Below are 11,982 nucleotides of genomic sequence, written 5' to 3' on the forward strand. Positions count from 1 at the left end.
TGCGCGGTCCGCCAGCCAGTACGTCTCGGGGTGCATGCCCCAGACCAGGACGCGGTCGTCCGGGGCCGTGCGGGCATGGACCGCTGCCGCGACGTGCCGGGCGTGGCCGAGCTCGGGGCGGGGAGCGAGCAGGCCCCAGGCCAGGAAGAGGGCGCAGGCGCAGGCCGAGGCGAGCAGGGCGTCCAGCAGGCGTTCGCGCGGCAGGATCTGCAGCGACGCCGTGGCCAACAGGGCCAGGGGCGGGATGAGTTGGAGGTAGTAGTGGCCGAAGAAGTGGAAGCCGGCCAGGACCGCGACCGCTGACGCGCCCAGCCACAGCCAGAGTTCGGCCGATCCGGTGCGGGCCAGCCGCAGCACCCGCACGATCGGCGGCAGGATGCCCGCGCAGGCCACCGCGAGGATCGCCGCGTTCGTCAACCCCCTCACCAGTACGTGGAGTTCGGAGCCGGTGAAGGAGGCGTAGGCGCCGGAGCCCGTCACCGTCCAGAACAGGAAGCCCGCCGGGTTCGTGGCGAGTGCCGCCGCGAGGACCGGCAGCGCCACCCCAACCGCGCACCGCAGCACGTCCGTTCGCGGTGCTCCGCCGCGCCACAGCAGCCAGGCGACGGGGAGCAGCACCGCTCCCCCGGTCTGCTTGGCCAGGAACGCCCCGGCGACCGCGACCCCGCACCACCCCCAGCGGCGCCGGTCCGCGCACCACAGCGCCGCCGCGGTCCACGGCAGCATGAACACCTCGAACGTCGCGGCCTGCGCGTCCTCCGGGTTGAGCCCGACGGAGGCCAGGAGGTACAGGACCCCGGCGGTGCGGCCGGCCGCGTCGGTCCAGCGGCGGCGGGCGATCGAGGCGAGCAGGACGGCGGTGCCGAGCTGCGCGGCGATCGCGGCCACCCGCAGCGGGGTGAGCGAGCCGGAGCCGAAGACCGCGAACGCGGCCTCGTACAGCCAGGGCACGAGCGGTGGCTTGCGGTCGACGACGGTCTCGTAGAGCGTGCCGCCGTGCGCCAACATCCGTGCCTGGACGGCGAGATAGCCCTCGTCCGGGTTCCACAGCGGGTGGGCGAAGGACGGGACGCGCGTCAGGCAGGCGAGCAGGGCGAGGAGCGGGACGAGGCGGCGCCAGTAGTGCGGGGCGGGCGGTCTGCGGGCCGAGGCGCTACGGCGGTTCCCGGATACGTACGGTAGTGACGGCGGTGCCTCGGTGAGCATGGGCGTCAAACTATCCGGCCCCGCAGTTCCCGTCGAAGCGGGACATACGGGGCCGGGTGAAAGCCGGGTGACAGCGGTGACGATTACCGGGAGTTGCCCCGTGCGGCGGCCGCCGCGCGGCTGTGGCCACGCCCGTACACGAAGTAGATGACGACGCCGACGACCATCCAGATCGCGAACCGCAGCCAGGTCTCCACCGACAGGTTGAGCATCAGCCAGACCGAGCAGGCCACGGAGGCGACGGGCAGGACCGGCACCCACGGCGCCTTGAAGCCGCGCGGCAGCTCGGGGCGGGTGCGGCGCAGGATCATGACGCCGAGCGCGACGACGACGAACGCGAAGAGCGTGCCGATGTTGACCAGCTTGGAGAGTTCCTCCAGGGAGATGAAGCCGGCGACCAGCGCGGTGAGGACGCCCAGGATGATCGTGGAGCGGTACGGCGTGCGGAACCGGGGGTGCACGGCGCTGAACACCGGCGGCAGCAGTCCGTCGCGGCTCATCGCGAAGAAGACCCGGCTCTGGCCGAGCAGCAGGATCATGCAGACGACGGTCAGGCCGACGACCGCGCCGAACGAGATGACGCCCGCCCAGAAGGGGTGGCCGACGGACTTGAAGGCCTCGGCGAGCGGGGCGCTCGGGTCGAGGTCCTTGTAGTTCTCCATGCCGGTGACGACGACCGCGACGGCGCAGTACAGCACGGTGCAGATGGCGAGGGAGCCGAGGATGCCGCGGGGGACGTCCTTCTGCGGGTTGCGGGTCTCCTCGGCGGCGGTGGCGACGACGTCGAAGCCGATGTAGGCGAAGAAGACGACGGCCGCGGCGGTGAAGATGCCCATCACGCCGAAGCTGGACGGGGTGAAGCCCGCGATGGCTTCGAGGAGAGTCCTGCTCAGGCCCGAGCCGCCCTCGGTCGGCTTGCTCGGCGGGATGAACGGGGAGTAGTTGGAGCCGTTGATGAAGAAGGCGCCGACCGCGATCACGATGAGGACGACGGTGACCTTGATCGCGACCACCACGGAGGTGACCCAGGCCGACAGCTTCATGCCGATGACGACGACCGTCATCACGGCGAGCACCAGCAGGAACGCGGCGATGTTGAAGCTGAAGCCGCTCTGTCCCGAGCCGGGGCCCTGCAGCGCCGCGGGCAGCGGGACGCCCCAGCTGTCGAGCAGCGACTGGACGTAGCCCGCCCAGCCGACGGCGACCGTGGCGCAGCCCAGGGCGAGTTCCAGGATCAGGTCCCAGCCGATGATCCAGGCGGGGAACTCGCCCAGCGAGGCGAAGGCGAAGGTGTACGCGGATCCGGCGACCGGCACCGTCGACGCGAACTCCGCGTAGCACAGGGCGGCGAGCGCGCACACGACGGCGGCGACGGCGAAGGAGAGGGTGACGGCCGGGCCCGCGTACTCGGTGGCGGCCGTACCGGTGATGACGAAGATGCCGGAGCCGATGACGACGCCGACGCCGAAGACCGTCAGGTCGAGGGCCGAGAGGGACTTCTTGAGCCGGTGCTCCGGCTCCTCGGTGTCCTTGATGGACTGCTCGATGGACTTGGTCCGGAACAGGCCGTTGCGGCTCCGTCCCTGGCCCGTGTCTGGCTGGGTGGTCACCGGCATACCTCCGTTGGCTTCGTCGTCCTCGACATGATCGAGACGAGTAGCCTCCGGCGTGCCGGTCAGTCCTGCAGGTTCACGCGAATGGGGCCGGTCGGACCCACCCGTTGGGTGAGTCCGGCCCCCCTCTCAGTCGCGGGCCGACTCCATCTCCTGGGCCGCGGAGCGCTCCAGGCGGCCGTCCAGCTTCGCCACCAGGCCGGTGACCTGGCGGGCGATGTCGGGGGACGTCAGACCGATCTCCGCCATGACCTCCTTGCGGGAGGCGTGGTCGAGGAAGCGCGGCGGGATGCCGAAGTCGCGCAGCGGGACGTCGACGCCCGCGTCGCGCAGGGCCTGGGCGATCGCCGAACCGACGCCGCCCACCCGGGAGTTGTCCTCGACCGTCACGACGACGCGGTGGCGCTCGGCGAGCGGGGCCATCGCCTCGTCGACCGGCTTGACCCAGCGGGGGTCGACGACGGTCGTGGTGATGCCCTGCTTGTCCAGCAGGTCGGCGATCTCCAGGCACATCGGCGCGAGGGCGCCGACCGAGACCAGGAGGACGTCCGGAGTGTCCGTGCCCGGCTCACGGAGCACGTCCATGCCGCCGACGGTGCCGACCGCCTCGACGGCGGGGCCGACGGCGCCCTTGGAGTAGCGGACGACGGTCGGGGCGTCGTCGACCTGCACGGCCTCGCGCAGCTGGGCGCGGACCTGGTCGGCGTCGCGCGGGGCGGCGATCCGGATGCCGGGGACGACCTGGAGGATCGACATGTCCCACATGCCGTTGTGCGAGGCGCCGTCGGTGCCGGTGACGCCGGCCCGGTCCAGGACGAAGGTGACGCCGCACTTGTGCAGGGCCACGTCCATCAGGAGCTGGTCGAAGGCGCGGTTGAGGAACGTCGCGTAGACGGCGAAGACCGGGTGCAGGCCGCCGGCGGCCAGGCCCGCGGCCGACGTGGCGCCGTGCTGCTCGGCGATGCCGACGTCGTAGACGCGCTCGGGGAAGGCGTCGGCGAACTTCTTCAGGCCGACCGGCTGCAGCATGGCCGCCGTGATGGCGACGATGTCCTCGCGCTCCTTGCCCAGCTGGACCATCTCGTCGCCGAAGACGGAGGTCCAGTCGGCGCCGGACGCCTTGATCGGCAGGCCGGTGTCGGGGTGGATCGGACCGATGCCGTGGAAGCGGTCGGCCTCGTCCTGGAGGGCCGGGGTGTAGCCGCGGCCCTTCTCGGTGAGGCAGTGCACGATGACCGGGCCGCCGAACCGCTTGGCGCGGGTCAGCGCGGACTCCAGGGCCTCGATGTCGTGGCCGTCGATCGGGCCGACGTACTTCAGGCCGAGGTCCTCGAACATGCCCTGCGGCGCGATGAAGTCCTTGAGGCCCTTCTTGGCGCCGTGCAGCGTCTCGTAGAGGGGCTTGCCGACGACCGGGGTGCGCTCCAGGAGGTCCTTGCCGCGGGCCAGGAAGCGCTCGTAGCCGTCGGTGGTGCGCAGGGTCGCCAGGTGGTTGGCGAGGCCGCCGATCGTGGGCGCGTACGAGCGCTCGTTGTCGTTGACCACGATGACCAGGGGGCGGTCCTTGGCGGCGGCGATGTTGTTCAGCGCCTCCCAGGCCATGCCGCCGGTGAGGGCGCCGTCACCGATGACCGCGACGACGTGGTCGTCCCGGTCCTGGATCTCGTTCGCCTTCGCCAGGCCGTCGGCCCAGCCGAGGACGGTGGAGGCGTGCGAGTTCTCGATCACGTCATGGTCGGACTCGGCCTGCGAGGGGTAGCCGGACAGGCCGCCCTTCATCTTCAGCCGGGAGAAGTCCTGGCGGCCGGTGAGCAGCTTGTGCACGTAGGACTGGTGGCCGGTGTCCCACAGGACCTTGTCCTTGGGCGACTCGAAGACGCGGTGCAGGGCGATCGTCAGCTCGACGACGCCCAGGTTGGGGCCGAGGTGGCCGCCGGTCTTGGAAACGGCGTCGACAAGGAAGGTCCGGATCTCTCCTGCCAGCTGGTCCAGCTGCTCCAGGCTGAGCCGGTCCAGATCGCGCGGTCCCGTGATGCGGGTCAGCAGCGGCACCCGTGCCTCCTTGCAGTAGAGCTGTGAGTAGCTGGTTGAGCTGTTCGAGCTTGCCGGGCTCGTCGAGTCTAATGTTCCGCCGCCGCGAGCGGCGGGCGGGCCGGGCGTTCGGAGCATGACTGTGCCCGGCGTCACCGTTGACGCCGGGCACAGTCAGTCCAGGTGGCCCCGGTCAGAAGCGGTCAGGTGGCGCTGGGCGCGGTCAGGCGCGGCCGGCCGACTTCTGGGTCTTGCGGGTGATCGAGTCGATGACGACCGTGGCGAGCAGCACACCGCCGGTGATCATGTACTGGATCGGGGTGGCGATGCCCTGGAGGGCGAGGCCGTACTGGATCGACGTGATGACCAGCACACCGAGCAGCGCGTTCCAGGTGCGGCCCCGGCCGCCGAAGAGGCTCGTGCCGCCGATGACGGCCGCCGCGATGACGTTCATCAGGAGGTCGCCGGCGCCGGCGCTCTGGTTGGCCGCCGCGATCTTGGAGGCCCAGAAGAGGCCGCCGACCGCCGCGAACAGACCCGCGACGGCGAAGACCGAGACGCGGACCGCGGTGACGTTGATACCGGCACGGCGGGACGCCTCGACGCTGCCGCCGAGCGCGAAGATCTTGCGGCCGTACGAGGTGCGGCGCAGCACGAAGTCGCTGCCGACCAGGACGATCGCGAAGAGCAGCACCGCGAGCGGCAGGCCCTTGTACTGGTTGAAGATGACCGCGACGCCGAAGACGGCGATGGCCAGCAGCACCGTGCGCATGACGATGTCGCTCAGCGGGCGGGACGGGATGCCGGCGGCCTCGCGGCGGCGGTTGCCGAGGAAGGTCGGCACGAAGTAGCCGAGGATCGCGACGACGGCCAGGGCGTACGCGGCGGCGACGTCGGAGAAGTAGTAGCTGGTCAGCTTGCCGACCACGCCGTCGCTGTCGATGTTGATCGTGCCGTTGGAGCCCAGGATCTGGAGCATGAAGCCGTTCCAGAACAGCAGGCCCGCCAGGGTCACGGCGAACGCGGGCGCGCCGATCCGGGCGAAGAAGAAGCCGTGCAGGGCGCCGATGACCGCGCCGGCGGCGAGCGAGGCCAGGACGGCGACCCACTCGTTGACGCCGTGCGTGACGCTGAGTACCGCGGTGATGGCGGAGGAGACGCCGGAGACGGAGCCGACCGACAGGTCGATCTCGCCGAGCAGCAGCACGAAGATGATGCCGACCGACATCATGCCCGTGGCCACCATGGCGACGAAGATGTTGTTCAGGTTCTCCGCGCCCAGGAACGCCGAGTTGAGGCTCTGGAAGATCGCGCAGATGACGATCAGGCCGATGACGACGGGGATGGCCCCGAGGTCGCCGCCCTTGATCTTGCGCTTGAACTCGCTCACGTACCCCGCGAAGCCCTGCTCGCGGACGAGGAGCCGGGGGTCGACGGCGGTCACGGACGCGCCCGCCGCGGCGGGGGCGGCGTCGACGGCGGTCTGCGGCTTGTCGGTCTTTTCGATGCTCACTTCTGAGCCTCCGCGTTGGTGCGCGCCGCACGACGGGTCACGGCGTTGTCCGTGGCACCGGTGATGGCGGAGATGATCTCTTCCTGGGAGGTCGTCTTGACCTCGAACACGCCGTTGTTGCGGCCGAGGCGCAGCACGGCGACCTTGTCGGCGACGGCCTTCACATCGGCCATGTTGTGGCTGATGAGGATGACCGCGTGCCCGCGCTCGCGCAGCCGCTCGACGAGGTCGAGGACCTGTGCGGTCTGCTCGACGCCGAGGGCCGCGGTGGGCTCGTCGAGGATGACCAGCTTGGGCTCGCCGAGCATGGAGCGGGCGATGGCCACGACCTGGCGCTGACCGCCGGAGAGCGAGGCGATCGGGATGCGCACGCTGGGGATGCGGATCGACAGGGTCTCGAGCAGCTGGCGCGAGCGACGCTCCATCTCGACCTCGTCGAGGACGCCGCGCCGCTTGATCTCGCGGCCCAGGAACAGGTTGCCGACGACATCGATGTTGTCGCACAGCGCGAGGTCCTGGTAGACGGTCGCGATGCCCAGGTTCTGGGCGTCGTGCGGCTTGTTGACCGCGACGGCCTTGCCGTCCCACTCGATGACACCGTCATCGATGGGGTGCACGCCGGCGATCGTCTTGACGAGCGTGGACTTTCCGGCGCCGTTGTCGCCGACCAGGGCGACCACCTCACCAGCGTGGACTTCAAGCTCTACGTCGGTGAGCGCCTGCACGGCACCGAATCGCTTGGAGACCCCGCGCAACGCCAGCACGGGCGTAGCGGACACGTGAACCATCTCCTTCGCCGCCAAAGGCCTGACCCGGCGGGAGGTTGAACAGAGAGAAGACTGAGGGGGGTGTTCCGTCCGGCGCCCCGCCGTTGAGCTTGCGGGGCTGTCGGCGGCGGGGCGCCGGACGTGCTTACACAGGAGCGCTACCGGAGGCGGTGCGCAAGTCCCGTGCGGGAGAGGGGAGTTGCCCCTGGAGGTGTTACTTCAGACCGATCTTGTCGCAGGCCGCCTTGTACTTGCCGGCGCAGATCTCGTCGAGGGTGTAGTAACCCTCCTTGACGACCGTGTCCTTGATGTTGTCCTGGGTCAGGGAGACGACCGGGACGATGACCGCGGGGATGGCCTTGTCGGTGTCGCTGTCGACGGTGCCCGTGGCGATGGAGCTGTCGAGCTTGCCGGTCTTGGCGATCGAGACGGCCATCTTGGCGACGGTCTCGGCCTCCTGCGGGTACGACTTGAACACGCTCATGTTCTGGTCGCCGGTGACGATGCGCTGCACGCCGGCGAGCTCGGCGTCCTGGCCGGTGACCGGCGGGATCTTGCTCAGGCCCGCGCTCTTGAGCGCGGTGATGATGCCGCCCGCCATGCCGTCGTTGGCGGAGTAGACGCCCTTGATCTTGTCCTTGCCGATCGCCGAGATCGCGGCCTCCATGTTGGAGTTGGCGTTCTCCGGCTTCCACTCCTTGGTGTCGTAGGACTTGGCGATGTCCACCTTGCCCTTGAGGACGGAGAGGGCGCCCTTCTTGAAGTCGGCGGCGTTCGGGTCGGTGATCGCGCCGTTCATCATGACGATCTTGCTGCTGGCCTTGGCGTCCGAGCCCATGGCCTTCAGCAGGGCCTCACCCTGCGTCTTGCCGACCTCCTGGTTGTCGAAGGAGGTGTAGGCGGCGATCGGGCCCTGCGCGAGGCGGTCGTACGCGACGACCGGGATGCCCGCGTCCTTGGCCTTCTTCACACCGCTGGCGACGGCCTTGTAGTCGACCGCGTCCAGGATCAGCACGTCGACCTTCTTGGTGATCATCGTGTCGATCTGCTGCGACTGGAGGGTCGCGTCCTGCTTGGCGTTGAGGTACTCGACCTTGCCCTTGCCGTTGGTCAGCGTGGATATCTGCTTCGAGATGATCGGCTTGTCGAACTTCTCGTAGCGGGCGGTCTGGTTCTCCGGCAGCAGCAGGCCGACGGTGATCGCGTCGCCCTTCTTCGCGGAGCTCTCCTTGTCGCCGCCCTTGTCGCCGGACTCCTTGGCGGAGCCGCAGGCGGCGAGCGAGACAGCCATACCGGTGGCACAGAACGCAATGGCGGCACGACGCATACGCGTGTTCACTTCACAAACCTCCCTGACGAGGCCGCGTCGTTGCGGCCGAGGTGGCTGGAAGTCAACTCGGCCGCAACCCCAGCGTCAAGGAGTAAATCCTTAACGAGATGGCAACGGTGTCATGCGTTCTCTAAGTGAAGGCAGGTGTAGGAGCGGGAACAGATCCGTCCAAAAGGGTCGAATCGCCCATCTCGCTGAGGGCCAGGGCGAGCGCCCCGAGCACCTCGGCGCGGCCGCCCAACGCCCCTGGAAGGACGGAGAGTTGACGGGCGGCACTGGGGATCGCGTAACGGCTCACGGACTCCCTGATGGGCCCCAGGACCAGCTCTCCGGCCTCCGCCAGATCACCCCCGAGGACGACCCGGCTGGGGTTCAGCAAGTTGCACAGGTTCGCGACGCCGGAGCCGATGTGCCGGCCCACGTCCGCGATCACCCTGCGGCAGCCCGGATCGCCGTCCCTGGCGAGCCGCACGACGCCCTCCATGGTCAGATCGGTGCCGTGGGAGGACTGGAGCAGGGGCAGGACGTACCGGGCCGCCGTGAAGGTCTCCAGGCAGCCGCGGTTGCCGCAGCGGCACACAGGGCCCGATTCGTCGAGGGTGATGTGCCCGATCTCCCCCGCCGTGCCGCCCGGGCCCCGGTAGATCTTCCCCGAGATCACCAGACCGGCGCCGACACCGCTGGCGACCTTGATGTACGCGAGGTCCTTGACGCCCCGCCCGCTGCCCCAGACGAGCTCGCCGAGCGCGCCCAGGTTCGCGTCGTTGTCGACGTGCACGGGGACGCCCAGGCGGCGGCCGAGCTCCTCGGCGGGCTTGGTGCCGGTCCAGCCCGGCAGGATCGACGTCGACCCGAGGGTGCCGCTCTCCACGTCGATGGGCCCCGGCACGCCGAGCCCCACGCCCGCGACCTTGGACCGGTCGACCCCGGTGGCCGCGACGAGGCGCTCGACCAGCTCCTCCGCCCGGTCGAAGCCCTGCGCGGCGCTCGCGTCCACGTCGAGCGGCTCGGACTCCTCGGCGAGCACCTGGTGCGCCAGGTTGCCGATCGCCACCCGCAGGTGGGTGTGGCCGAAGTCGACGCCGATCACGATGCCGGCGTCGCCGCTCAGCGACACGCTGCGGGCCCGGCGGCCACCGGCCGAGGTGGGCGTGACCTCGACGGTCCCGCCGTCCTTGAGCTCCCGGACGATGTTGGAGACCGTCGCCGCGGACAGGCCCGTCGTCCTCGCGATCTCCGCCTGCGTGAGCGAACCGGCGAGCCGCACGGCGCGTACGACCCGCTCCAGATTGGCCCGGTGCAGCGACGACTGCGACCCCGGAGTCTCCATTGACCCACCCTTATCCGTGGTCCGCGTCACCCAGGGTGACCGAACCTTGTACAAGTTATGAACTCCAAACTCCGCCGAACCGCCCAGTGGCGTCAAGCCCTTGACAGAAATCGGTTCCAGGCCGTGTCCAGCCGGGACTACCGGCGGTACGCACAGGGGTCCGGCCCCGGAGAGAGTGCTCTCCGGGGCCGGACCCCTGTGCGCAACGGGTGAAGCAGCGACTACGCGCCGACGGGCGTCAGCGGAAGGTGCCCTGCGACACCGAGCCCGCGATCCGGCGCTGGAAGATGACGTAGACGACCAGCACGGGCACGACCGTGACCACGATCGCCGCGAACAGTGCGCCGTAGTCGATGTCGTAGACCTGCGAGGACGCGTAGGCGGCCATTCCCTGCGTCAGCACCCATTTGTCCTGGTCCGTGTTGAGCGCCACCGGCAGCAGGAACTGGTTCCACAGCCCCAGGAAATTGAAGATCGCCACGGCCGCCATGCCCGGCCGCGCCATCGGCAGCATCACCTGGAAGAACGCCCGCCAGTCCCCGGCGCCGTCGATCAACGCGGCCTCGTAGACGTCGTGCGGCAGTGACCGGAAGAACGAATAGAGGAAGAACATCGTGAACGGCAGCGCGAACGCGACATAGGTCAGGATCAGTCCCGGACGCGTGTTCAGCAGCCCGAAGTTCTGCAGCTGGAAGAAGAGCGGCACGATCGCCAGGAAGACGGGGAAGGTCAGCCCGGCGAGCATCACGTAGTAGATGAGCCGGCGCCCGGGGAATTCGAACCGGGCCAGGATGTAGGCGCACATCGCGCCCAGCAGCATCACCAGGAACAGCGCGGAGACAACGACGATCACCGAATTCAGGAAGTACTTCCCGATGTTCGCGTCGGTCCACGCGTTCGCGTAGTTCTCGACCCGCCAGTGATCCGGCAGCGCGAAAGGCGACGACAGGATCTCGCTGGTCGACTTGAACGACGAGACCAGCACCCACAGCATGGGCACCAGCACGATCACGGACCACAGGATCAGCATGGTGTGCGCGATCGCCGCGAACCTGCGGTCGCTGCTCGCGACGGCGCGCGTCAGCTTCCGGTCCCTCGCCGGCTTGCGGTCACTGGCCGACTCACGGTCGGCGGCTATGGCGCTCACCGGGCACCTCCCATGGCTCCGGCACGCCGAGCCTTCGCCCCGCGTGCCTTCTTCTTGCCGTCGTTCTCGCCGCCGCCCGTCAGCCGGTTGACGAGGAACACCAGCGCCGCGAACACCAGGGTGACGACGGCGAGGACGACGCCCATCGCGGTGGCGTAGCCGAACTGCTGCTTGGCGAAAGCGACGTTGAACAGCCGCTGACTGATCGTCAGGGTGCCGTTGTTCGGTCCGCCGTTCGGCAGCATCGCCTGTACGTAGACGAACGAGTCCAGTGCGGCGATGCCCAGGTAGATGTACGCCGTCTGCACGCTGTCCCGGATCGCCGGCAGGGTGATCGAGATCGTCGTCCGGAACCGGCCGGCTCCGTCGATCTTGGCCGCCTCGTACAGCTCGCCGGGAACTCCCTTGATCGCGGCGATGAAGAGCACCGCGTAGAACCCGACGAGCCCCCAGACGATGACGAACATCAAGGCGGGCATCGCGCTCGCCGACTCGCCCAGCCAGGAGTCGAGACCGAGCTTGGGGAGCAGGCTCTTGAGCAGGCCGGCGTTCGGGTCGTACATCTGCGCCCAGATCAGGCCGACGATGATCGCCGGCACGACGTAGGGGAAGAACGAGATGATCCGGTAGAACGACGCTCCCTTGATGCCCCGGACGGGGCCCTTGCTGGGCCCGCCCAGGGTGATGGCCACCGCGACCCCGAGGGCGAGCGTCAACGTCACCAGCGGCACGCAGACCGCCAGCAGCGCGACGTTGCGCAGCGCCTTCAGGAAGACGTCGTCCTGGAACATCTTGGTGAAGTTGTCGAAGCCGATGAAGTTGTAGTCCGGACTGAAGCCGCGCCAGTCGGTCATCGCCCAGAAGATCGCCTGCCCGAAGGGGATCAGGACGAAGGTCACGAAGATGGCCAGCGGAATGCCGAGGAACGCGAGGAAGAACGTCACCCGGTCGAAGGTGAGCTTGCGGCGCCGGGGCCGCCCGCCGCGAGCGGCCGGCACGGGCCGGCTGCTCGCGGTGTCGGAGATGGTGGTCGTGTCTTTCATCG

General features: G+C 69.2%; 9 protein-coding genes. All 9 read right to left on the reverse strand.

Annotated features, from left to right (window positions below):
- A partial coding sequence (locus tag M4J07_RS19695) for an ArnT family glycosyltransferase (RefSeq protein ID WP_255973690.1) occupies positions 1–1,206 on the reverse strand: 1,206 nt, incomplete at its 3' end.
- A gap of 83 nt (positions 1,207–1,289) precedes the next feature.
- The gene (locus M4J07_RS19700; RefSeq protein ID WP_255973692.1) at positions 1,290–2,822 is read right to left on the reverse strand and encodes an amino acid permease; all 1,533 of its coding nucleotides are present in this window, start codon (positions 2,820–2,822) and stop codon (positions 1,290–1,292) included.
- A gap of 126 nt (positions 2,823–2,948) precedes the next feature.
- Positions 2,949–4,871, reverse strand: a complete 1,923-nt coding sequence (dxs, locus tag M4J07_RS19705; RefSeq protein ID WP_255973694.1) for a 1-deoxy-D-xylulose-5-phosphate synthase — start codon at positions 4,869–4,871, stop codon at positions 2,949–2,951.
- Positions 4,872–5,073: 202 nt separating this feature from the next.
- Positions 5,074–6,363, reverse strand: coding sequence for a sugar ABC transporter permease (locus M4J07_RS19710; protein WP_255973696.1), 1,290 nt, complete (start codon positions 6,361–6,363; stop codon positions 5,074–5,076).
- A complete protein-coding gene (locus tag M4J07_RS19715; protein ID WP_255973698.1) occupies positions 6,360–7,151 on the reverse strand; it encodes an ATP-binding cassette domain-containing protein in 792 nt (263 codons plus the stop codon). The genes M4J07_RS19710 and M4J07_RS19715 overlap by 4 nt, the downstream gene beginning before the upstream one ends.
- A 193-nt stretch (positions 7,152–7,344) precedes the next feature.
- Positions 7,345–8,457, reverse strand: a complete 1,113-nt coding sequence (locus M4J07_RS19720; RefSeq protein WP_255973751.1) for a sugar ABC transporter substrate-binding protein — start codon at positions 8,455–8,457, stop codon at positions 7,345–7,347.
- 133 nt (positions 8,458–8,590) lie between these two features.
- Positions 8,591–9,790, reverse strand: a complete 1,200-nt coding sequence (locus M4J07_RS19725) for an ROK family transcriptional regulator (RefSeq protein ID WP_255973700.1) — start codon at positions 9,788–9,790, stop codon at positions 8,591–8,593.
- 238 nt (positions 9,791–10,028) lie between these two features.
- Positions 10,029–10,937 (reverse strand): carbohydrate ABC transporter permease, encoded by a 909-nt coding sequence (locus M4J07_RS19730; RefSeq protein WP_255973702.1) that lies wholly within the window; start codon positions 10,935–10,937, stop codon positions 10,029–10,031.
- Positions 10,934–11,980, reverse strand: a complete 1,047-nt coding sequence (locus M4J07_RS19735; protein ID WP_255973704.1) for a carbohydrate ABC transporter permease — start codon at positions 11,978–11,980, stop codon at positions 10,934–10,936. The genes M4J07_RS19730 and M4J07_RS19735 overlap by 4 nt, the downstream gene beginning before the upstream one ends.
- Positions 11,981–11,982: the final 2 nt, after the last annotated feature.

Source organism: Streptomyces longispororuber (assembly GCF_024448165.1).
Taxonomy (GTDB): Bacteria; Actinomycetota; Actinomycetes; order Streptomycetales; family Streptomycetaceae; genus Streptomyces; species Streptomyces longispororuber_A.

Bases quoted from the DNA above. Each gene is read 5' to 3' on its own strand.
- M4J07_RS19720 (WP_255973751.1), bottom strand. From the start codon at position 8,457: ATGCGTCGTGCCGCCATTGCGTTCTGTGCCACCGGTATGGCTGTCTCG.
- M4J07_RS19715 (WP_255973698.1), bottom strand. From the start codon at position 7,151: ATGGTTCACGTGTCCGCTACGCCCGTGCTGGCGTTGCGCGGGGTCTCC.
- M4J07_RS19735 (WP_255973704.1), bottom strand. From the start codon at position 11,980: ATGAAAGACACGACCACCATCTCCGACACCGCGAGCAGCCGGCCCGTG.
- M4J07_RS19700 (WP_255973692.1), bottom strand. From the start codon at position 2,822: ATGCCGGTGACCACCCAGCCAGACACGGGCCAGGGACGGAGCCGCAAC.
- M4J07_RS19725 (WP_255973700.1), bottom strand. From the start codon at position 9,790: ATGGAGACTCCGGGGTCGCAGTCGTCGCTGCACCGGGCCAATCTGGAG.